At 40.6% G+C, this 23,125-nt stretch carries 21 protein-coding genes; 4 read left to right on the forward strand and 17 right to left on the reverse strand.

Annotated features, from left to right (window positions below; all coding sequences use genetic code 11):
- Window positions 1-81 precede the first annotated feature (81 nt).
- The gene (locus ACTRWE_RS09375) at window positions 82-939 is read right to left on the reverse strand and encodes a tetratricopeptide repeat protein (RefSeq protein ID WP_013464241.1); all 858 of its coding nucleotides are present in this window, start codon (window positions 937-939) and stop codon (window positions 82-84) included.
- A 109-nt stretch (window positions 940-1,048) separates the two neighbouring features.
- Here ACTRWE_RS09375 and ACTRWE_RS09380 point away from each other — a divergent pair, with 109 nt between their 5' ends.
- On the forward strand, window positions 1,049-2,359 hold the full coding sequence (locus ACTRWE_RS09380) for a M20 metallopeptidase family protein (RefSeq protein WP_462879901.1): 1,311 nt from the start codon (window positions 1,049-1,051) through the stop codon (window positions 2,357-2,359).
- 28 nt (window positions 2,360-2,387) lie between these two features.
- On the opposite strand, the gene ACTRWE_RS09385 is transcribed toward ACTRWE_RS09380, so the two are convergent.
- The 4 genes from ACTRWE_RS09385 to pomA form a co-directional block, all read right to left on the reverse strand.
- Window positions 2,388-4,328 (reverse strand): DNA topoisomerase III, encoded by a 1,941-nt coding sequence (locus ACTRWE_RS09385; RefSeq protein WP_013464239.1) that lies wholly within the window; start codon window positions 4,326-4,328, stop codon window positions 2,388-2,390.
- 75 nt (window positions 4,329-4,403) lie between these two features.
- Window positions 4,404-4,889, reverse strand: a complete 486-nt coding sequence (locus ACTRWE_RS09390) for a hypothetical protein (RefSeq protein WP_462879902.1) — start codon at window positions 4,887-4,889, stop codon at window positions 4,404-4,406.
- A 147-nt stretch (window positions 4,890-5,036) separates the two neighbouring features.
- Window positions 5,037-5,957 carry a flagellar motor protein MotB gene (locus ACTRWE_RS09395; protein WP_028834921.1) on the reverse strand — a complete coding sequence of 307 codons (921 nt, stop codon included), beginning with the start codon at window positions 5,955-5,957 and terminating at the stop codon, window positions 5,037-5,039.
- 2 nt (window positions 5,958-5,959) lie between these two features.
- Window positions 5,960-6,727 (reverse strand): flagellar motor protein PomA, encoded by a 768-nt coding sequence (gene pomA / locus ACTRWE_RS09400; RefSeq protein WP_016900636.1) that lies wholly within the window; start codon window positions 6,725-6,727, stop codon window positions 5,960-5,962.
- A gap of 303 nt (window positions 6,728-7,030) precedes the next feature.
- Here pomA and xseB point away from each other — a divergent pair, with 303 nt between their 5' ends.
- The 3 genes from xseB (at window position 7,031) to dxs (ending at window position 10,141) form a co-directional block, all read left to right on the forward strand.
- Window positions 7,031-7,273 carry an exodeoxyribonuclease VII small subunit gene (gene xseB / locus ACTRWE_RS09405; RefSeq protein ID WP_262976184.1) on the forward strand — a complete coding sequence of 81 codons (243 nt, stop codon included), beginning with the start codon at window positions 7,031-7,033 and terminating at the stop codon, window positions 7,271-7,273.
- A gap of 2 nt (window positions 7,274-7,275) precedes the next feature.
- On the forward strand, window positions 7,276-8,163 hold the full coding sequence (gene ispA / locus ACTRWE_RS09410; protein ID WP_013464235.1) for a (2E,6E)-farnesyl diphosphate synthase: 888 nt from the start codon (window positions 7,276-7,278) through the stop codon (window positions 8,161-8,163).
- Window positions 8,164-8,278: 115 nt separating this feature from the next.
- Window positions 8,279-10,141: a 1-deoxy-D-xylulose-5-phosphate synthase gene (gene dxs / locus ACTRWE_RS09415; RefSeq protein WP_350607947.1), complete on the forward strand. Its 1,863-nt coding sequence runs from the start codon at window positions 8,279-8,281 to the stop codon at window positions 10,139-10,141.
- Between the two features lie 62 nt (window positions 10,142-10,203).
- On the opposite strand, the gene ACTRWE_RS09420 is transcribed toward dxs, so the two are convergent.
- From ACTRWE_RS09420 to thrB, 12 genes are all read right to left on the reverse strand, one after another.
- Complete coding sequence (locus tag ACTRWE_RS09420) at window positions 10,204-13,290, reverse strand: diguanylate cyclase domain-containing protein (RefSeq protein WP_462879903.1); 3,087 nt, start codon at window positions 13,288-13,290, stop codon at window positions 10,204-10,206.
- Window positions 13,291-13,321: 31 nt separating this feature from the next.
- Window positions 13,322-13,807 (reverse strand): phosphatidylglycerophosphatase A family protein, encoded by a 486-nt coding sequence (locus ACTRWE_RS09425; protein WP_008110211.1) that lies wholly within the window; start codon window positions 13,805-13,807, stop codon window positions 13,322-13,324.
- Window positions 13,804-14,778, reverse strand: coding sequence for a thiamine-phosphate kinase (gene thiL / locus ACTRWE_RS09430; RefSeq protein WP_008110214.1), 975 nt, complete (start codon window positions 14,776-14,778; stop codon window positions 13,804-13,806). Before thiL ends, ACTRWE_RS09425 begins: the two co-directional genes overlap by 4 nt.
- A gap of 84 nt (window positions 14,779-14,862) precedes the next feature.
- Complete coding sequence (gene nusB / locus ACTRWE_RS09435) at window positions 14,863-15,276, reverse strand: transcription antitermination factor NusB (protein WP_008110215.1); 414 nt, start codon at window positions 15,274-15,276, stop codon at window positions 14,863-14,865.
- A gap of 15 nt (window positions 15,277-15,291) precedes the next feature.
- Entirely contained in the window at window positions 15,292-15,756 is a 465-nt protein-coding gene (gene ribH / locus ACTRWE_RS09440; protein ID WP_008110216.1) for a 6,7-dimethyl-8-ribityllumazine synthase, read from the reverse strand.
- Between the two features lie 98 nt (window positions 15,757-15,854).
- Entirely contained in the window at window positions 15,855-16,967 is a 1,113-nt protein-coding gene (ribBA, locus tag ACTRWE_RS09445; RefSeq protein WP_013464232.1) for a bifunctional 3,4-dihydroxy-2-butanone-4-phosphate synthase/GTP cyclohydrolase II, read from the reverse strand.
- 28 nt (window positions 16,968-16,995) lie between these two features.
- The gene (locus ACTRWE_RS09450; RefSeq protein WP_128583396.1) at window positions 16,996-17,649 is read right to left on the reverse strand and encodes a riboflavin synthase; all 654 of its coding nucleotides are present in this window, start codon (window positions 17,647-17,649) and stop codon (window positions 16,996-16,998) included.
- A gap of 24 nt (window positions 17,650-17,673) precedes the next feature.
- Window positions 17,674-18,801 carry a bifunctional diaminohydroxyphosphoribosylaminopyrimidine deaminase/5-amino-6-(5-phosphoribosylamino)uracil reductase RibD gene (gene ribD, locus ACTRWE_RS09455; protein ID WP_462879904.1) on the reverse strand — a complete coding sequence of 376 codons (1,128 nt, stop codon included), beginning with the start codon at window positions 18,799-18,801 and terminating at the stop codon, window positions 17,674-17,676.
- 2 nt (window positions 18,802-18,803) lie between these two features.
- The gene (gene nrdR / locus ACTRWE_RS09460; protein ID WP_010390928.1) at window positions 18,804-19,253 is read right to left on the reverse strand and encodes a transcriptional regulator NrdR; all 450 of its coding nucleotides are present in this window, start codon (window positions 19,251-19,253) and stop codon (window positions 18,804-18,806) included.
- Between the two features lie 107 nt (window positions 19,254-19,360).
- Window positions 19,361-20,617 (reverse strand): serine hydroxymethyltransferase, encoded by a 1,257-nt coding sequence (gene glyA, locus ACTRWE_RS09465; RefSeq protein ID WP_013464229.1) that lies wholly within the window; start codon window positions 20,615-20,617, stop codon window positions 19,361-19,363.
- A 268-nt stretch (window positions 20,618-20,885) separates the two neighbouring features.
- Window positions 20,886-22,169, reverse strand: a complete 1,284-nt coding sequence (gene thrC / locus ACTRWE_RS09470; RefSeq protein ID WP_138764576.1) for a threonine synthase — start codon at window positions 22,167-22,169, stop codon at window positions 20,886-20,888.
- A gap of 11 nt (window positions 22,170-22,180) precedes the next feature.
- On the reverse strand, window positions 22,181-23,116 hold the full coding sequence (thrB, locus tag ACTRWE_RS09475) for a homoserine kinase (RefSeq protein ID WP_013464227.1): 936 nt from the start codon (window positions 23,114-23,116) through the stop codon (window positions 22,181-22,183).
- Between the last annotated feature and the right edge of the window lie 9 nt (window positions 23,117-23,125).

Consider the following 23,125-nt stretch of genomic DNA (forward strand, 5'->3'; position numbering starts at 1 on the left):
CCTGCATTTGTCCTCTTTTTAAATGTAGAAAACAAAAAAGCATCTTTAGTTAGATGCTTTTATAAAGGTTCTAATTAGCCGTTAATATAAAATACTATAGAGCTTGCGGCGATATTTAGCGGCTAATGCATCGCCGTCAGGTAAAGAGGCGATTATTGCTAAGAAGTTTGGTTTGGCTTCATCATAGTTAAGATCCTTTTTAAGGATAGTAAAGAGTGCTTCTAATGCCTCTTCTTTCCTTCCCGCTTCATTTAAAAGGTTACTTAGCTGCATTTGCAAATCAAGTTCATTTGGATGTTTAGCGACTTTTTCTTGAAGTTCTTTTATCTGCGGTGAATCGGTTGCCTCTAATGCGGCCTCACATTTTGCCTTAATATTATTAAAGTATGCATCTTGCTCTTTTACATCTATTGTTTCTATTAACGCAGCGGCTTCATCGAGTTTGTGGATTTGTATACATATATCTGCCAGTACTAATTTAATCCTCGCATTTCGACTATCAAGTTCATACGCTTGTTTGGCATAAGTAAACGCGGCATTTAAGTCGCTATTAATCAGTGCTTGCTTAGCCTGCTCTAATAATAAGTCTTGTTGAGCTGGTAAATGTTTAGATAATGCATCACGAACTTGGCTTTCTGTTTGAGCACCCGCTAATACATCAACTGGAGCTGAGTCTTTTAATAATACTAAAGTAGGTAAGGTTTGCAATCCAACTTGTTGGGCAAGTTGAGAGGCAAGTGCCTGCTCTGCATCGCAGTCTAAGTTTGCGACTACTATATAGTTGCTGTATTCAGCAGCTAACTTATCTAAAATAGCTGCTTGGCTAATACACTCTGGGCTTTGTGGAGAAAAAAAGTTAAGTAGTACTAACTTTTGTTGTGATGTTTCACCCAATACTTGCTGAAGGTTTTGTGCGTTAAGACTAACTATATTGCTCATTGAATTATTGCCATGTTCATCTATTTAGGTTTTTATATGGTGATGAAGATAATAATTACAAGTCATCTGTTTAAATCATTTAAATACAATAGAAGGTAGTGAGGGAAATATGAAATTAGCGTATGTAAGTGCATTGTGTTTATTAGTCAGCCCATTATTGAATGCGCAAGCACTTAAGTTGGATCTTGATACCAGCATGCTGGCAATAGAAAAACTTTACTTAGACCTACATCAATCACCTGAATTGTCATATAAGGAAAAGCAAACAGGTAAAAAAATCGCTGAACGACTTCAGAAATTAGGGTTTGACGTAACCGATAATGTAGGTGGTTATGGTGTAGTCGGAATTTACAAAAATGGTCAAGGCCCTACCGTCATGATCAGAACTGATACCGATGGCCTGCCTATAACAGAGCAAACAGGCAAAACTTACGCATCAACTATTACCACAATTAATGATCAAGGTAGTGAAGTTGGCGTTATGCATGGCTGTGGTCATGATATTCATATGAGCTCTTTTATTGGCACTGCAGAGCAATTAATTACGCATAAAAATAAGTGGCAAGGTACTTTAATGATGGTTGCTCAACCCGCTGAAGAAGTAGGCGGTGGTGCAAAAGCAATGCTCAAGGAAGGATTATTTAACAAATACGCTAAACCAGATCATATTATTGCTTTGCATGTAAGCGCTAGCGTTGCTGCGGGTAAAGTGGCAATGAAAAATGAATACACCATGGCCAGTGTTGATTCTGTTGATATTAGTATAAAAGGCAAAGGTGGCCATGGTGCTTACCCGCATACAACTATTGACCCTGTGATCATCGCAGCTCGAACAATACTTGCACTACAAACAATTACTAGTCGAGAGCTTTCTCCACTTGAACCTTCAGTGATAACGGTGGGTTCCATTCATGGTGGCTCTAAACACAATGTTATTTCTGATGAAGTTAAGTTACAACTTACGCTACGCAGCTACAATCCAGATGTACGTAACGCACAAATAGCGGCAATTAAACGTATTACTGCAGGTTTAGCACAAAGTGCAGGCCTCGAGGAATCTCTCTACCCTGTAGTGAAAGTTCATGAAGATGAATCAATTCCATCAACTTACAATAACCCAGTACAAACTAACCTTGTTCGAAACGCTATAAAAAGTGCGATAGGTGATGCAAACGTGCTCGAAACAGAAGCGGTAATGGCCGGTGAAGACTTTGGATTATACGGGCGCACCGACGAAAATATTCCTATCACCTTATTTTGGCTAGGTGGCGTTAACCAACAGCAGTACGCCAAGGCAATAAAAAATAACGAAACACTGCCCTCGTTACATTCAAGTAAATTTGCGCCTGATTATAAAGTAGCACTGCCTACAGGAATAAAGGCAATGAGTAACGCCGCTGTGGCACTATTCAATCAGTAACCTCCAACGCTATATGTAAGCCCTGCGATTAATTTACCGCAGGGCTTTTTTTATAACTCGACTTTTTATACGGCGCTTTTTTTGTACGTTTGGCAAAGCGCTTTTTAGGTGACGTTTTAGGTAACAGTGCAAATGCCTGACTATTGCAGTTCGCCGCTTGGCTTACAAAATTAGTTAAATCGGCTAATAAAGGTTGTATAAACTGCTGATAACTCATTGCTTGCTGTGCAATATCACCTAAACTCGACTCCCATTTTGCAGTTAAGTCGGGGCTTGATAACCCCTCTGGTAATACACTAATTAATGCCAGACCTGTTTCAGTTGCTTTAATTGCTTTTCCCTCACGTTTTAAAAAGCGACGTTTAAATAACAGCTCAATAATGCCTGCACGCGTTGCTTCTGTACCGAGGCCATCTGTTTCTTTTAATATTTTTTTGATTTGCAGGTCTTTTACATAACGGCTAATTCCCGTCATAGCAGCAAGTAAGGTTGCATCGGTAAAATGAGCCGGAGGAGATGTATGCTTTTGCACCACTTCACCTTTAGTACAAGTAAGTGCCATGCCTTTTTCTAAATAAGGTAATGTAGCTTCTTCTTTAAGTTCCGACTTACCCATGAGCAATTTAAAACCTAAGCTTACATCTTGCTTTGCACTTGCTTTAAATAAACCACCGGCTATGGTTACCTCTACTTTGCTTTCGTTGTAAATGTAGTCGGGATAAAACTGAATTAAATAGTGTCGACTTATTAACTGATAAATTTTTGCTTCATCATTGGCTAAACTCACACTTTTTAACTGTTTAGCTGTCGGCACAATGGCGTGATGAGCGGCCACTTTTGCATCATTAAAACATTTACTACGTTGTTTTGCATTTGCCTCATTTACCAGCTCTACTGACTGCCCACCATTTACGGCTATCGCTTTTAAAATAGCAGGTGCGTCTTGGTGATGCTCTCTCGGTAAGTAACGGTTATCTGAGCGTGGGTAGGTAATTAATTTATGACGTTCATATAAAACTTGGCAAATATCGAGTACTTTTTGTGCTGGCATCCCAAAAGCTTTAGCAGCATCTATTTGTAAAGCAGATAAGTTATAAGGAAGAGGCGCGGTTTGTTTTTTTTGCTTTTGCTCAAGCGCTGTTACATTTGCGGGCTGATTAGCAATGCGTGAAGTCACATTTTCGGCTAAGGCTTTATTAAGTACTCTGCCCTCTTCATCTTGATATGGTTCGCACGCTTTACTCGGTATCCACTTAGCAGTAAATGATTGCTGCTCAGGTGTAACAAGATGAGCAAGTACTTCATAAAATGGTTTGGATACAAAATTTGCGATTTCATTATCACGATTTACAACTAAACCTAAAATAGGTGTTTGTACTCGCCCAACCGACAACACATTACCAAAGCCCGCTTTTTGCCCAGCTAGCGTATAAGCTCGCGTTAAATTCATACCAAACAACCAATCAGCACGAGACCGCGCTAAAGCAGATACACTTAAAGGGATAAAATCACGGTTAGCCCGCATAGCGTTGAGTGATTTTTTTACCGCAGTTAAGTTTAAATCACTGATCAATAAGCGTTGAATACTTTGCTTTTTGGTTTGACTAATTTTTGTTTGCTCGATTACTTCATCAACCAGTAGCTGACCCTCACGATCAGGATCGCCAGCATGCACGAGTGTTGTAGCCTGCTTAATTAATTTTTTTAAAATGGTAAGCTGCTTACGGGTTTTTGTTTTAGCTTTTAATTGCCAGTGTTCAGGCACAATAGGTAAATGCTCAAATTGCCATTTTTTAAAACGTTCATCATAGTCATCAGGTTCTGCTTGCTCGAGCAAATGACCTATGCACCAAGACACACAATCACCATTCGCCACTTCAATATAACCATCGTGTTTTTTATGAGGTTTTGGAAGCGCATCTGCAATAGCACGCCCTAATGAAGGTTTTTCAGCAATATAAAGTTTCATAACCACACCCTAACACTGTTCATATAGACAGTAGTTTAGCATATCAGTTTAAAACGGGGGATTTTTTTATAATTTCTAACTTAAAGCTTTATTTCGCTTATTAACAAAAATATATAAAAGAGGCAGGTAACACACTATAACTGTGCCAACATTAATGAGTGGCAGTAAAGTTTTATACATATAAGTGCTATATGATAATTCCCAAAGATGGCGGTCAACTAAACGAAATAATTGTAAAATGGGTGCACCAATAACCACAAGCTGACCCAGTACGCATTGCCACAAATAAACTTTATCTTTGATACCTAAATAAGCAATCAAAGCCATCCAAGATAGATCGTTTAATGCCCAAACTACATAACGGTATATGTAAGTGCCGTCATCAAACTCTTTGAGCGATGAATGAATTAAAGCACCAAAAAGAAAAAAAGAAGCCGTTAATAAAGTAAACCTTAAAGCACAGAGATCTTTTCGTAAATAAAAAACAAAAATAGCTGGGCTCAAAATAAGCACCCAGCTACTGTTTAAAATTTCTAAGATTTTATCAAACCAATCAGGCATGATTACTTGGTAAAATTCGTTTTTTTATCATCGTCATCGCCAGTACCGTTACCAGGCATATTACAATACTTAGTTAACATATTCGCTCCATTACATTTGTTAAGAATGTTGCATTCTATGCTAAAAAAGGTACATAGCCAAGTCATTCTATCTTACATCAATTGGCGCTGACTCTTTTGCCTTACCTTGTAAAATAGATATTTCTACACGACGATTGCGTCTGCGATCTTCGCGGGAATCATTAGGTACTAAAGGTCGCGTTTCTGCACGTCCTACCACCATCATTCTGGTTTTATCAAAACCTGGAACTTTTTGTAATTCACTCGCTACCGCAACTGCGCGTTTAGATGATAAATCCCAGTTATTAATGTAAAGCTCGTTGGATACCTGAAAATCATCCGTATGGCCAGACACCGTAATTTCACCGGGTACATCTTTAAGTAATCGGCCAATATCTTGAATGATAGGTTTAAATTGTGGTTGTAAAAATGCACTCCCCGATGGAAACGAGCCATTTTCTCTAATACGAATTATGATTTGCTGCCCTAAAGATTCAAGCTCAATAGCCCCATCAATAATTTGCTTTTCAAGCTGTTGCGCAATTTTTTTAACTAAGTCATTTATTTGCTCTTGATCAGCAGCAGACACTGCCGTAGCTGCAGCAACTTCCTCTGAGGTACTGCTTGATTCACCACCTCGCTTTTCACCACGTTGCTCTTGACGTCCACCTGCGGAGCTTTCATCTCCCGCCTGAAACTCAAGCATTTGTTGGGTCATTTCAACCGTTTGTTGCTGAATGGTTTCTATAGGAGTTGGCTCAGGTTTACCCGGCGTAAACTCCATAGCAATAACAGATGTCCCTTTTGGAATGTCTTTTACTTCTATTTTATTTTGTACACCAAAAGCAAACTTCATTGAGCCTGCAATTTGTTTAAATTTAAGTACATCCATTTCAGAAAATGCGAGTAAAAGTACGAAAAAGCACATTAATAATGACATTAAATCGGCAAACGTTCCCATCCACGCAGGAAGTCCTGGAGGTGGGCATTTGCACTCTTCATCTGACATAATTATTCCTCAGTATTGACTGCGCGTTTTGATTCAGCTAGATAATTTTTCAAGATCCCTTCAATTACTTTAGGATTTTGCCCGTCTTGAATACCTAATACTGCATCTAAAATTAAGCGCTGATTCATGGCCTCTTCGTCTTTACGCAGTTCAAGTTTTACCTGAATAGGAATGGCTACAACGTTTGCTAAAAACGCACCGTATAATGTGGTTAACAACGCAACCGCCATTGCCGGTCCGATAGCTTTGGGGTCATCCATGTTCGAGAGCATAGCCACTAAGCCTATCAACGTACCGATCATCCCCATTGCAGGTGCAATATCACCTAATGATTTAAATAAGGTTGCCCCCATTTCATGGCGAGTGGTGGTTAACGAAATATCTTTTTGTAATGTTGCACGTACCACATCAGCATCATGCCCATCTACTAGCATATCAACGCCTTTGCGCATAAAAGGATTTGGGATTTCGGCTTCTTCTAAGGCTAAAAACCCGCCTTTTCGAGCAGAGTCAGCTAATTCTACCGCTTTTTCGATTAATGCTTCAGGAGGCTCAATTTTAAACATAAACGCTTTTGCACATACTTTACCAATGCCAAGAAATTGCGACATGGTAAAATTAGATAAAACGATAAAAAGGGAACCACCAAATACAATAACCACAGAAGGGGTATTGTAAAACATAGCGACTTCACCGCTACTACTCATAAACATGGACATGACAATTAAGCCAATTGCGCCAAGGATCCCAATAATGGTTGCTAAATCCACATTCCCTCCAAAGGTTTTATATTTTTTCTTCGCAAGCGTTGTTATTAATTGTTTATCGGCAAGATACTGAAATACTTAAGTGATTTTTATGATAAACGGTAAAATTAAGATTAGTTATATTTTAGATCAACATAGGTAATCAATCTAATTAATCAAAATTAATAATTTTAAAAAATAACGTTGAAACGCAATAAAACCCAATCAACAGCATTTATCTATCAAAAAACAATATCATTCTTTGACCTAGTTTAGCATTCCCCCTAAAATTGGCGTCTAAATTTATTATGTAAGTTGAAAATAAAGATGGCGACTAAAAAACCTGAAAATTTAAGTTTCGAACAAGCACTAGAAGAGTTAACAACAATTGTCAGTGAAATGGAACAAGGTGATTTATCGCTTGAACAGTCTTTAAAGCAATTTGAGCGCGGTATTGCACTTGCGAGCGCATCTTCAGGCAAACTTCAACAAGCTGAGCAAAAGGTGTCGATATTAATGGGTAATGACGAAAAAGCACCGCTTACTCACTTTGATAACGATATGGAATAATCGTGAGCATAAAAGAACAAATAAAACTCGCTCAAGATGATGTAGCTAATACGCTCAACCTTTATTTTGAACAACCTCTTGAAAGCGACAATACTATAAAAGAAGCCACACATTACAGTGTAATGAATGGTGGTAAAAGACTGCGCCCGTTTTTAGTGTACACCACAGGTAAAATACTCGGTGCTGACAAGCGTGATTTAGATGTACTTGCCGCAGCCATTGAATGTATTCATAGTTATTCATTAGTGCATGACGACTTACCCGCTATGGATGATGATGATTTACGCCGTGGTCGCCCTACATGTCATATTGTATATGGTGAAGCACAAGCGATTTTAGCTGGAGATGCACTGCAAACTTTAGCATTTGAACTTATTGCTAAGCACACATTTAAATGTTCGACTGAAGCACAATTAAAAATGATCGCAGCACTAGCGCATGCATCGGGGTTACAAGGTATGGTTGCCGGACAAGGCCGCGATATTGCAGCAACCGATAAGGTTATTACTGTTGATGAGTTAGAACGCATTCATAAACTTAAAACCGGTGCGCTAATAAATTGTGCGATCACTCTTGGCGCACTGTGCGCTCCTAATACAAGCCAACAAACTTTAGATAACTTATCAACTTTTGGATACGCTATAGGGCTTGCATTTCAAGTTCATGACGATATTTTAGATGTTGAGGGTGATACGCTTACTTTAGGCAAGCCACAAGGGTCAGATATTGCAGCGAATAAAGCGACATACCCCGCTTTATTAGGTATGCTAGGCGCTAAGCAAAAAGCACAAAATTTAATACAACAAGCCCATGAGGCATTAGCTAACATTGACGCAGACACAACAGATTTAGCGGCATTGGCTAACTATTTAATTGAACGTGACCATTAAATACAGCTAAAACGTATTAACTCTTAGTATAAAATTATTACTGAATATTAAGTCGCCTTTTAAACCTCGTTTGTTTTGAGGAGGGTTAATATTAGCGAAGGATATATAAAAAACCATGACACTTGATAGCAGCAAGTATCCATTACTTGATTTGGTGAACGAACCAGCCCACTTGCGAGACTTAGCACAAGATAAGCTTCCTGCATTTAGCCATGAATTGCGTGACTATTTACTCAATTCGGTATCGCAAAGTAGCGGTCATTTAGCGTCTGGTTTAGGAACCGTAGAACTTACCGTTGCACTACATTATGTATACAACACACCCGAAGACCGCTTGGTCTGGGATGTGGGTCATCAAGCTTATCCGCATAAAATACTGACTGGCCGTCGTGATCAAATGCATACCATTCGCCAAAAAGACGGATTGCATCCTTTCCCTTTTAGAGATGAAAGTGAATACGACACCTTTAGTGTTGGCCATTCAAGTACCTCAATTTCTGCGGCGTTAGGTATGTCTATTGCTGCACAAAAAGAAGGCAAAGGGCGTAAAACAGTCGCGGTAATAGGCGATGGCGCAATTACTGCTGGTATGGCCTTTGAAGCAATGAACCACCTTGGCGATGTTAAATCAGACATGCTGATCATTTTGAACGATAACGAAATGTCGATATCTGAAAATGTCGGTGCGTTAACCAATCATTTTGCGCGTATTTTATCAGGTAGCTTTTATACCAACATCCGCGAAGGCAGTAAAAAGCTGCTCTCTGGTGTACCGCCGGTAAAAGAGCTTGCCAGCCGTATGGAAGAACACATTAAAGGGATGATGATCCCGGGTACTTTTTTTGAAGAATTAGGTCTAAATTACATTGGCCCAATTGATGGACATGATGTGAATATGTTGGTTGATACGCTGCGCAATATGCGTAACTTAAAAGGCCCACAGCTTTTACATATAAAAACCCAGAAAGGCAAAGGTTACAAGCCTGCCGAAGCCGATCCGATTGGTTATCATGGCGTACCAAAATTTGATCCTGCAACATCAAGCTTACCAAAATCTAAGCCAGGTGCGGCGACTTTCTCAAATGTGTTTGGTGATTGGCTTTGTGACATGGCCGAGCAAGACAGTAAGCTCATGGCAATCACGCCAGCTATGCGTGAAGGTTCAGGCATGGTACGTTTTTCTAAAGAGTATCCAGAACAATACTTTGACGTAGCAATAGCAGAACAACACGCTGTTACTCTTGCTGCAGGTTTTGCTTGTGAGGGCTTAAAGCCCGTTGTGGCTATCTATTCTAGCTTTTTACAACGCGCGTACGATCAACTAATTCACGACGTTGCACTGCAAAACCTACCGGTATTATTTGCTATAGACCGCGCCGGTATTGTTGGAGCCGATGGTGAAACCCATCAAGGCGCCTACGACTTAAGCTTTATGCGCTGTATACCTAATATGGTCATTATGGCCCCAAGTGATACTAACGAATGCCGTCATATGCTTTATACAGGCTATCAAGCTAATTGTCCTGTTGCTGTTCGTTACCCGCGTGGTAGTGCAGGCTCAACAGACATTCAAAGCACTATGCAACAACTTGAAATGGGTAAAGCAAATGTAATTAAAAAAGGTACTAAAGTGGCTATATTGTCATTTGGTACCTTGCTTGAAAACGCACAACTTGCCACTGATGAGCTCAATGCCACTCTAGTAAACATGCGATTTATTAAGCCACTTGATACGGCATTAATTGATGAGCTGATTAATGATCACGATATTATTGTAACCCTAGAAGATAACGCGATTGCGGGCGGTGCAGGCTCTGCAGTTAATGAATATTTATCGAGCATTAAAGCCGATGTAAAAGTGCTTAACTTAGGTATTCCTGATGAATTCATTAAACATGGCACACAACAGCAAATGCACGATGAAATGGGGTTAGGTGAACACGGTATTTTAACTTCAATTAAATCATTTATGAGCTAACACTTATCGTGTTTAATAAAAAAGGAGCCATTGGCTCCTTTTTTATTGCTCATCTATAACCTCTAGCGCATCCATACCTTAATATCGGCTAGACCATTGCTTTGTAACAAACCAATTTGCTGTTCAACATTGGGGTTTTGCTCAAACTCAAATGCATCTAATTGCTCGTCAAAGGTAATATTAGCGACGCCATCGCCGCCGCGTTTTTTAACTTGATGTAATGCTATGTCAGCTAGATTAATTGATGTTTCCCAGCTAATAACTTGCCCACCTAAGAGAGGTAACGGATAGAACGACCACCCGACTGACGCTGTTATATTGGTTGTTTCACCGTTAGGAAGCTGAAACGAATAATCAGCAATTGCTTGGCATAATTCATATACATAGCTGTCGATTAAATTACATTTAAAATCGCGCAATAACAGTAAAAACTCATCACCACTCCAACGGGCAACATAATCAGAACCTTGGGTACGCGAGTTAAGTAATGCCGCTACTTGTTGTAAACAGCTATCTCCAGCAATAGGACCATAGGCATCGTTAATGCGGCTAAAGTTATCTAAATTAATAATTAACAACACCAACGATTTACCTTGAGCCTGCAATGACTGCGAGTTACGCTGAAAATGCTCAATATCTTTTGGTAGTTGATCAAACAAAAAACGGCGACTTCTCAGCCCTGTTAGCTCATCAGAGTGACTAACAAGTTTAAGCTGAGAGTTTACTTGGTTTAATTTATCGTTTGCTTGGCGAAGCTCAAGGGTTCGCTCAGTAATAAGCCCCTCAAGAACCTGCTGCTTACGTCGCTCTTGAACTTTAAATACCCAAAACACCAAATAAAAGAGCAACACAAAACCACTGGTGATCAGTAATCTAAAATATATAGTTTCACCAAATCGTTCAGGCACCACAAAAGCGTATTCGGCCGATTGCGCTTTGCCCCAATCTTCACCTTGACGTTTTGTCTCTAATTCAAATAAAAACATACCTGCTGGTAAGTTAGTGTAAATTGCTTCTCGGCGGGTATTTGCATAGCGCCAATCATTATCAAGTCCATTGAGTTTATACCTAAACTCTATACTTGCAGGTGCATAATAATCGATAGCGGTATAGGTAAGCGTTACATCACGCTCGTCAGTTTTAAGTACTGGCTTTTTACCTAACGCAGCCGCAGCAAGTTTTCGTGATGGCGTGGTTAAAGTTTCTATAGTTGGTTTAAGTGAACGCAGTCCAAATAATTCTACGTCTTTAGGAATTTCTACAACGCCTTGCAAGCTGGGATACCAAATTGAATTATCCATATCAACCACCGCATCATGGCCTAAACCATTACAGCATTGACTTGCTTTACCATCGAGCTGTCGATCAAATGAAGAGATCACTTCCTCCACTTTTAGGCTTTCAATGTTGGCTTTGAATTGCTCAACTGGCATGCGATAAACCCCTTTCATGGTGCTTACCCAAATGCGTTTTGTAGTATCATCGTACTCAAGACTAAATATAGAACCATATGGCAGCCCATTGGCGGCATCTAATTGCTGCCACTGCCCTTGTCCACTGCGATAAAACAAACCATCATTCAACGAGCCAATTAAAATCCCCACGCCTTTAATGTGTAAAATGCTAGTAACGTACGCACTTTCCAAAGTGGTTTGGTCGCCTATTTTTTCTATCCCGCGTTCAGTAAAGTAATACGCCCCTTTACTGGTACCAATCACCCCAAAATTTGGTTTATCTAAAACATAGGTTACAAACTTACTGCCTAAAAAAGCATTGTACGCAAAAGGGTTTAACCCGTTGTAATTTAAACGATATAAGCCTCGCCCAGTGCCCACCCAAAAGCCGCCTTTAGTCGACGTACTAATAGCAAATACAGGATTATCACTTAGCGCACGGGCAGGGAAACTATATAAGGTATTCGACTCGTAGAAAAACAAACCTCTACCAGTGGCAACATAAAGACGATTGCCGTCAAACTGTAAGTCATGTACTGAGGCGTTACCATACTTGGTACTGTTGATGACATTGATAAACGTTTTATCGGCATCGAAATAACCTACGCCGCTTTTGTTGGCAATCCATAACTTACCATCTGGTGATTTACTAATGGCCATAACCGCTTCGGTCATTTTAGAAATGGCTGAATGGCGCTCTATTCGCCCTTCGTGAGCAAGCCAAAGTCCCTCACTAAAACTCGCTAACCATATATTATTTTCATCATCTCTAAATATATCGGCAAACCAAATACTTTGATCTAATTGACTGGGCTCAACCCATTGCCAATCATCCGACTTCCCTCTGAACAATAAGCGCCCATAAGTCGATACCCACAAGCCACCATTGCCATCACTCATAAACTTATAAACGGCTGAGTTGTTAGCGTTAGGCAGCGGAAATGGGCGTAGCTCATCATCTAAATCTAAAAAGTAAGCGCCTAGCTCAGAAGCAAGATATAAATTGCCATTTAAAAAGGATAAGTCGTGAACAATTGTTTGTGCTAAACGATCAGGCAAGGCCACTTTAGCGGTAAGCTCTAAGCGCAATTTAGAAAAATCAGACGCGCTTTGCGTCAGGCGTAATAAATTACGGTCGTTAACCAGCCAAATTCCCTCTGGTGAGAGCGCCATTTTACTGACTGACCCTACTATTTGGGTGATCGCAGTGGCATTTACGATAGGGCTCGGATTGTTTAGCTGGTCGCGCAGCTCTATCTGGCCTCTGTCTATGTAATAAAGCCCATTAGCTGCTATCCAAATACTGCCTTTAGAGTCTTCAAGAATATCTCTAACAGGGCCTTTAATATTAAACTCTTGTGCGGTTAGCTTTTCTGGGTCTATAACAACGAGGCCGTTTTTCGTGCCTATCCATAATAGTCCTTGGCCATCAATCAGTAATTTATTGATGCCATTGCTGGGTAAAAACAGACTATTTTGAGTGTTGTAATTAGTAAAAGTGTTACCATCAAATCGGCTTAATCCGAATTGCGTACCAAGCCACATGTAGCCTTGGTTATCTTGCACCACACTTTTGAGGGATTGTGAGGGAAGTCCGTCTTTAATGTTCCATTGTTTAACTACGTAATCAGTAATTGAAGCCGTACTTGGCATGGCACACATCAAGAGTACACAAACCAATAAAAATCGCATCATAGTGCTGCCACCTAGTTAAACAAATAATAAATTAAAAGGGTAGTAAACCTACTTTTATCAATGCTTGCAAACAAATAAGCGAAAAAATACCTGCAAGTACATCATCGGCCATAATACCAAACCCACCATGAGCACGTTTATCAAGTATACGAATCGGCCCTGGCTTTGCTATATCAAAAAAGCGAAATAGTAAAAAGCCCACTAATAATGTTTGCCAATTCAGTGCTGCACCAATCATCGTTATATAGTAACCAGCGACTTCATCCCAAACAATAGCGGGGTGGTCATGAACTTGGAGGTCATCAGCTGTTTTTCCACATGCCCAAATACCAAATATACTGATCACCACCGCAAATACAATTTGTAACCATAACGGAAAATGCATGGTAATAAAAATAAACGGTAACGCCGCTAAAGTACCAAATGTACCTGGGGCTTTAGGCGCAAGCCCTGTACCAAAACCCAAACCAAAAAATTGATGTGGGCGTTTTAAATTAAATAATCGGTTTTTATTCAAACCTGCTCCTTGGAAAAGTGCTCAAAGCCTTTGTGCTCAAAAACAAACTTTTCACCTTGGTGTAATAATTCTATATTCCCGTCACCACTTTTGATTTGGCCGATACAGGTTGCTTCTACACCGTATTGGCGCAACTTAATATCGAGCATACTCTTATTGCTGTCTGGGACAGTGTAAAGTAGTTCATAGTCATCGCCATAGTTGAGTATAAAAGGAAGCTGTTGCTCAAAATCAAGACTCGCTTGCATCGCATCAGAAGTAGGTACATTTTCAATATTGATTGTTGCACTGACCTGTGACAAATCCAAAATGTGACCTAAATCAGCAAGTAAACCGTCTGAAATATCAATAGCTGATGACGCTAAGCCACGCAAAGCTTGTCCGGCGGCCACGCGTGGCGTTGGAAAGTTTAAACATTTATTAATATGCTTTAAATGTTCAGGTGCAACTGGCAAACCTTGTTTTTTTGACTCAATAGCCAAACCAGCATCACCTAGCGGTCCGGTTACAAAAATCCAGTCGCCCACTTTTGCGCCACTTCGACGCAGTGCTTTACCTTCAGGAACCGTGCCTTTTGCACAAATAGTAATACTGAGTGGGCCTTGAGTCGTATCGCCACCAATAATTTGTACATTAAAGTACTCAGCAATTTCATGCATACCGTCAGTCAGTTCTGCAATCCATTGTGGATCGATACTTGGCAACGTGAGTGCAACCGATACCCATGTAGGCTCTGCACCCATGGCAGCTAAATCACTTAAATTTACTGCCAGAGCTCGATGCCCTAATGCGCGAGGAGAGATATCATGAAAAAAATGCACCCCAGCAACTAAGGTATCTGTTGTTACAGCAAGCTGACAGTTTGCTGGTACAGTGACAAGCGCACAGTCATCTCCAATCCCTAAATTAACATCGCGACGAGTGATACCGCGACCTTTAAAGTAGTGATTAATTAATTCAAATTCCTTCATACACAAAAAAGCCGACCTATGCCGGCTCTCCTTTTTAACGGTTATTTATAACAACTCACTGAAATTAATATGCAGCTTAAGTTGTTATGACTTGCGTAACTGTTTTACAGCTTTATCAAGTACACCGTTTACAAATTTATGGCTATCTTCAGCGCCAAACATTTTCGCTAATTCAATGCTTTCATTGATAGCCACTTTGTAAGGAACATCTTCACGAAATTTAAGCTCGTAGCTGCTTAAACGTAAGATTGCACGTTCAACTTCGTCTAATTCATCAAATGGACGAGTTAAATGAGGCGATACAGCTTCGTCTAGTTGCTTATGATTTACGGCAACTCCACGCGCTAAATCTTTAAAATATTCAACATCAATTTTAGTCACATCGTTTTCGATCAACATTTGTTGTTCGATATCGGCAATTGCATTGCCGCTTAATTGCCATGAATACACGGCTTGAAGTGCTAAGATACGTGCTTTACGTCTTGCTGCTGGTTTCACAAAAATTCCTTAAACTTAAATTTTATCTAACACATTAACCATTTCAAGCGCACCTAAAGCAGCTTCGCCACCTTTGTTACCCATTTTGGTACCTGCGCGCTCAATTGCTTGCTCAATGCTTTCAGTGGTTAATACGCCAAATGCAACCGGGATATCATACTCAAGTGATACTTGTGCAAGCCCTTTATTTGACTCGCCAGCGACGAGATCAAAGTGAGGCGTGCCCCCTCTGATCACCACACCTAAGGCGATAATTGCATCATATTCTTTTTTTGCTGCAACGCGTTTCGCTGCTAAAGGTAATTCAACCGCACCGGGTACATAAATCACGGTAATATCGTCTTCTGATACTCCACCAGTACGTTTTAGCTCATCAACAGCACCTGCAAGCAAGCTACTACCAATAAAGTCATTAAAACGAGAAATGACAATGGCAAACTTTTTGCCTGGAGCGTATTTATTACCTTCAATAATTTTCATTTGATAACCCTAAAAATAAGTTTAAGCGATTTCATTTCGGTTGCGCAAAAATTGATGCGCATTATACCACATAAATAAAATAATAACCTAGCGCGTAATTATTGTGGCTCTACGTAGTCAACCACTTCTAAATGGAACCCTGATAATGCATGGTATTTTTTAGGTAAACTCATCAAACGCATTTTTTGAATACCTAAATCAGCCAGAATTTGCGAACCCACACCTACGGTGCGCGAAGTACCTTGAAATTTACGTGGCGTCACATTTTCACCCGCATCAGCTGCGGCAAATGCTTTCACTGTGGCTTCTAACTCTTCAGTGCTTTCTTGCTTACCTAAAATAACTAAGGCGCCATTATGCTCAGCAATATAAGCCATTGCTTGCGATAAACCCCAACTACGGTCAGCATTGCGATCAGAGAGTAAAATATCGTTAAAGGTACTTTGTAAATGCACACGTACTAAGGTCGGTTCTTGTTGTTTTATTTCACCTTTAAGCAATGCATAGTGTAACTGCCCATCAATGGTGTCTTTGTATGTCACTAAGTCAAACTCACCATGTTCAGTTGGCAATTTACATTTTGCAACTTGCTCAATTGTGGTTTCGTTTAGGTTGCGGTACTCGATCAAATCAGCAATGGTGCCAATTTTAATATCATGTTGCTTAGCAAATACTTCTAAATCAGGACGACGCGCCATGGTGCCATCTTCATTTAGGATTTCTACAATCACTGATGATGGCTCAAGCCCTGCTAAACGCGCTAAGTCACACCCTGCTTCTGTATGCCCGGCACGTGTTAACACGCCGCCTGGTTGCGCCATAATAGGAAAAATATGACCTGGTTGTACAATATCGCTTGGAACAGCGCCTTTCGCGATGGCAGCTTGAACAGTGCGGGCACGATCCGCTGCAGAAATACCTGTGGTAACCCCTTTTGATGCTTCAATCGACATAGTGAAATTAGTTGAGAATGCGGCACCATTATTTTTTACCATTAATGGTAAATCAAGCTGCGAGCAACGCTCTTGAGTCATCGTTAAACAAATTAGTCCACGGCCATGAGTCGCCATAAAGTTAATCGCTTCTGCACTAATGTGTTCAGCAGCAATAATTAAATCGCCTTCATTTTCTCTGTCTTCATCATCCATTAAAATAACCATTTTACCGGCTTTAATGTCATCAATTATTTCTTGTGCGCTGTTTAAATTCATAAGTTGCTCGTATAAGTTGTCAATGTCGTTATTTTATAAAGCCCGCTTTAGCGAGTAAGCTCATCGAAATATCTGAACCCGTAGGTTGCTCAGCCCCTCTAACTAGGCGCTCTAAATAACGTGCTATTTGGTCGACCTCTAAATTAACTTGGGTGCCAACTTTAAAGTCAGCTATGGTCGTTTGCCCGCTGGTATGCGGCACAATCGTCAGTTTAAATTTATTACCTTCAACCGCATTAACCGTCAGGCTAATACCATCAATACAAACCGACCCTTTGTAAGGAATGTATTTCATTAAATTTTCATCGGTGGCTAACCAATATTCTGTTGCTCGCGCATTGGCATTAATCGCTGTGATAGTGGCAATGCCATCTACATGGCCAGACACTAAATGACCACCGAGACGCGAGACAGGTTGCATCGCCTTTTCTAGATTAACGGTTTGCCCTAATGCGTAATGTGCAAACCCTGTTAAGCTAATCGTTTCATTTGATAAGTCTGCACTAAAGCCATCAATATGCTTATCAACAACCGTCAGGCAGACACCATTGGTTGCAATACTGTCACCTAACTTAACATCACTCATATCAAGGTTTTTACTTTGGATACGAATAGCTAAATCACCTTGTTTTTTTTGTAATAACGCAATTTTACCTGTCGCTTCAACTATTCCAGTAAACATAGTGCTACTCTTTATATAAAATGATTAATGAGCTTTTTTGTGTGCTGTGATACGTAAATCATCACCGATTGGCACACACTCATTAAAAGTTAAATTAATGGTATTTTGCATACTCATTAACTCTGGGAAATTTAGTAAACTTTTAGCATCGCTGCCCATTAATTTAGGAGCAATGTAAAAAATAAACTCATCAATTAAATCAAGTTCTGTCATTTTACCGGCCAGTGTCGCTCCGGCCTCTAGCCACACATTATTAAACTGCAATTGGGCAAGCGTGTGTAACACGGCCAGTAAATCTACTTTATTATTATTTTCAGGTACTTCAATCTGTTTAACAAAATGAGGCCACTGATGCGATTTATCAACCTTGGTGGTAAATATTATCACCTCACTTTGAATTGAAAATAAGGCAAGATCAGGGGTAAGTCTGTTTTGTGAGTCAATAACAACGCGAACCGGTTGGCGCAGTGGTAAATCAGTTGGTAAAGAATACGGTAACTCTTCTGGGCGCACATTTAATTTTGCATCATCCATTAATACCGTATCGGCACCGGTTAAAATTGCACAGCTTTGTGCTCGGTATAGTTGCACATCTTGGCGCGCTGCGGGGCCAGTTATCCATTTACTTTGCCCGTTTTTAAGCGCCGTTTTACCATCTATACTTGCGGCCATTTTGCAAGTCACAAAGGGTAATCCCTGCTCCATGCGCTTAAAAAACCCAAAGTTTAATGCGCGAGCTTGCGCTTCAAGTAACCCGTAAGCGACTTCTATACCAGCATCCGCTAAAATTTTCAGACCTTTGCCTGCAACTTGCGGGTTGCTGTCAACCATTGCGGCAATCACTTTTTTAACACCGGCTGCTTTTAGCCCTTCAGCACATGGCGGTGTTCGACCATAATGACTGCAAGGCTCAAGTGTTACATAAGCGGTTGCGCCTTTGGCATTTTCACCAGCCATAGCCAGTGCGTTTACCTCTGCATGACCTTGACCCGCTAACTGATGAAACCCTTCACCTATTATTTTATTATTTTTTACGAGTACGCAGCCAACATTAGGATTAGGGGTTGTCGTAAAGCGCCCTTTTTTTGCCAGTTCAATAGCGCGAGCCATGTAGCGTTTATCATCCTCTGAAAACGAACTTTGCTTGGTCATTACTATTCCCCTAAGCGGGCTATTTCTTCACCAAATTCGCGTATATCTTCAAACGAGCGATATACAGAGGCAAATCTTACATAGGCCACTTTATCTAACTTTTTAAGCGCTTCCATAATGCACTCACCCACCAAATGGCTAGACACTTCGCGTTCGCCAGTGGCACGTAACTGCGACTTAATAATATTAACCACTTCATCAACTTGCTCAGTGCTTACGGGGCGTTTTTCGAGGGCGCGAGTTAAGCCATTTAGTAACTTATCTTCATTAAACGGTTCGCGGCTGCCATCTTGCTTGATGACCCGTGGCATCACTAATTCAGCCCCTTCAAAGGTGGTAAATCGTTCGTGGCATTCATTACATTCACGACGTCTACGTACTTGGTGTCCCCCACCTACAAGGCGAGAATCAATAACTTTAGTATCTTTGGCGGTGCAAAAAGGGCAATGCATAACTGTGTGTTTCCGTTTTAAAAACAAAAAATGGCCGCTATCATAGCGGCCATTATCATAACAAAAATGTGTGCAGTTGTGATCTAAATTACTATTTTACTCTTGGATTAAGCGTAAACAGGTAATTTTGCACAAATTGCTTTCACTTTTTCTTTTACTTGCGCTTGTACTGACTCATCTTCGATGTTGTCTAGTACATCACAGATCCAGCCCGCTAACTCTTTTGATTCAGCTTCTTTAAAGCCACGACGAGTGATTGCTGGTGAACCAATACGCAGACCAGAGGTAACAAATGGTGAACGTGGATCGTTCGGTACTGAGTTTTTGTTAACCGTGATATTCGCATTACCTAGGGCAGCATCTGCATCTTTACCTGTGATATCTTTGTCGATTAAATCAAGTAAGAATAAGTGGTTGTCAGTTTTACCCGATACTACTTTGTAGCCGCGCTCTTGTAATACGGCAACCATTGCTTGTGCATTTTTAACAACTTGTGCTTGGTATGTTTTAAACTCAGGTTGAAGTGCTTCTTTAAATGCAACCGCTTTAGCAGCAATAACATGACATAAAGGACCACCTTGGCCACCTGGGAAAACAGCGCTGTTTAGCTTTTTGTAAATTTCTTCATCGCCACACGCAGAGATGATTAAACCACCGCGAGGACCCGCTAATGTTTTGTGTGTTGTGGTTGTTACAACGTGAGCAAATGGCACTGGGCTTGGGTAAACACCCGCAGCAATTAAACCTGCAACGTGCGCCATATCAACAAATAAGTAAGCACCTACTTTGTCTGCAATTTCACGGAACTTAGCCCAATCAACAATACCTGAGTATGCAGAAAAACCAGCAATAATCATTTTTGGTTTGTGCTCAAGTGCTAACGCTTCAACTTGTGCGTAATCAATTTCGCCAGTTTCTTCGTTAAGGCCATACTGAATTGCGTTGTATGTTTTACCAGAGAAGTTGACGTGTGAGCCGTGCGTTAAATGACCACCGTGCGCTAGGCTCATGCCTAATACAGTATCAAGTGGGCTTAAAAGAGCTTGGAAAACAGCAGCATTCGCTTGTGAACCGGCATGAGGCTGTACGTTTGCGTAATCTGTACCAAATAATTCATTTGCGCGGTCAATAGCAAGTTGCTCTACCACGTCTACGTGCTCACAGCCACCGTAGTAACGTTTGCCCGGGTAACCTTCAGCGTATTTGTTAGTCAGCTGAGAACCCTGCGCTTCAAGTACGCGTGGGCTACAGTAGTTTTCAGATGCAATTAACTCAATATGCTCTTCCTGACGTGATGTTTCTTTGCTCATCGCGTCAAATAACTCTGGATCAAAGTCCGAAATATTCATGCTACGTTCTAACATTGGGGTCTCCTGGGCAACGTGTATGGGTATTTTTTAGAGGCTTTATTGTACGCTTAAAACGACGTTTTGCCTACGCTCTTAAGTTGAGGATATTTAAACAGGGATTGAAACTATTTCACAGCATTTTGATGATGATATTTTTTTATAAACTAATAACAATTTTAAATGAATTTTATTTACTACATTTATATAGCTTATGTGTTATATCTAAAGCGATGCATAAACAAACAAAAAAAGCGGCCTAAGCCGCTTTTTTTATCTGCCTTTTTTAGGCAAGCTTTTTAAACAATTCTGTACGCAAAACATCATAATCGTTGTGCATATCAGTGGCTAAACACGGTTTTGCTAATGCATCAGCTAACGGCTTTGGCATATCTAATTCAACATTAAGGATATCCTCAACGCTGTCTTTAAATTTGGCCGGATGCGCAGTCGCTAAAAAAATCCCCACAGCATCTGCCGCCTTATTTTCTACAAGACCTTGGTAAGCAATTGCGGTGTGAGGCTCTGCAATATAGCCAAGCTGTTGAATTTTTTTCATCACTGTTTGTGTTTGCTGTTCATCAACACTCACCGAATAAAAGTTATCATAACTAAACCAGTTATTATCTAACATTGATTGCACACGTGGCCAGTTATTAGGTTTACTCACATCCATTGCATTTGAAAGCGATTCAATTGTCGCATTAGGCGTCCAATTTTTATCAAGCATAAAGCGCGGTACTGTGTCGTTTTGGTTTGTAGTCGCACTTAGTTTACCAACTGGCATACCAATAACCGCGCCAATCATAGCCGCACACACATTACCAAAGTTACCACTCGGTACTGAAATATGCGCTGTAGCACGCTTTTCTTTTGGCAGCTGTGCAATGGCTTCAAAGTAATAACACACCTGCGCGACTAAACGGCTAATGTTAATTGAATTTGCTGAGTTTAAACCTAACTTCGATTTTAGCTCTTCATCTAAAAATGATTTTTTAACCAATTCTTGGCAATCATCAAAACTACCCTCAATCGCATAACAGTGAATGTTGTCACCAAGCGTTGTAAATAACTTTTGCTGCGCTAATGAAATTTTACCTTTAGGGTATAAAATAACGACATCAATATTTGGTTTGTTATAAAAAGCATGCGCTACGGCAGCTCCGGTATCACCCGATGTTGCAGTTAAAATAGTGACTTTTTCACCTTGATTAAATTGCGCCAAGCACTCGGCCATAAAACGGCCACCAAAATCTTTAAATGCCAGTGTTGGCCCGTGAAATAACTCTAAGCAATAGGTATTATCTTCAACTTCCACCAGCTTAACCGGAAAGTTAAACGCATTCTTAACCATCTGGGCAACAGTATCACTTGGTAGCTCGTCACCAATAAGGTGCGATAAAATTTTGCCGCTGCGAGTAACAAAGTCCATATCTAGTAATGCATCAACATCACTTAATGGCGCTAACGACTCTGGAAAAAACACACCTTGATTACGCCCTAGTCCTGTTTTTACAGCTTCAACAAACGACACTTTTTGTGAATATTCTTTTAAATTATGTAATTGCATGACTCTTTATCCTATAAAACATTTAATTGACGCGTGCCGTCGTTATCTAATTTACAAATATGGCAAAAGCCTTGTTCGTTGATGTAATTTTCCTCTAGCCACTGCGCGCATTGCTCTGCCGCTTCAAGCGTTTTACATACACTAAACAAGGTCGGCCCTGCGCCTGAAATACTCACAACTTCAGCACCCAGTGCTGGTAAGCTTGCTTTGGCATCACTAAAGCCGCTTATAAGTGGCGCACGGTATGGCTCTGCTATTTCGTCTTTCATAATGCTTAATGCATCATCAAAACGCCCTGTTAACAGTAAGCTACTAAACGCCGATAAACGCTGAGCAAACTCAACCCCGGCATGCATACTTAGCTCTTTTGGTAAAACAGAGCGCGCTTTTGCGGTATTGAGCGAAAAACCCGGAAATGCGGCAACGTAATACCAGCTTTCATCAACAGGTAAAGCAATAGATTTATCAGGAATTAAATCACCGGTTAACTGTAAGCCACCTAAATAACACGGTGTGATGTTATCGTAATGGCGCCCCCCACTTACAACGGCTTCAAAATCTGCCATAAGCTCAATGAGCTCTACTTGGCTTAAATTAGTTTTGGCAAATTTATCCAGTGCTGCAAATGTCGCCACCACAGAGCAGGCACTTGAGCCTAATCCCGAACCAATCGGCAAATTTTTCCTAAGTTCGAGCTTTACCGCAGGCATATCAGGCGCAACATGCGCTCTAAAGTGCACTAAACACTGATACGCTAAATTTTCTTGCGCATCACTAGGTAGCTTATGTGCATAGTCGCCTGTACAAATAAATTCATCACTCGATGCGGCACTAACAACCGCCACATCACCTAATAAACCGCCATCAATGGGCGCAAGTGCGGCGCCCAGCGCATCAAAGCCAACGGCAAAATTACCAATAGACGCCGGAGCATATACTTCAATCATGACTGACTC

Source organism: Pseudoalteromonas sp. G5_S1_54_S4, assembly GCF_054968565.1.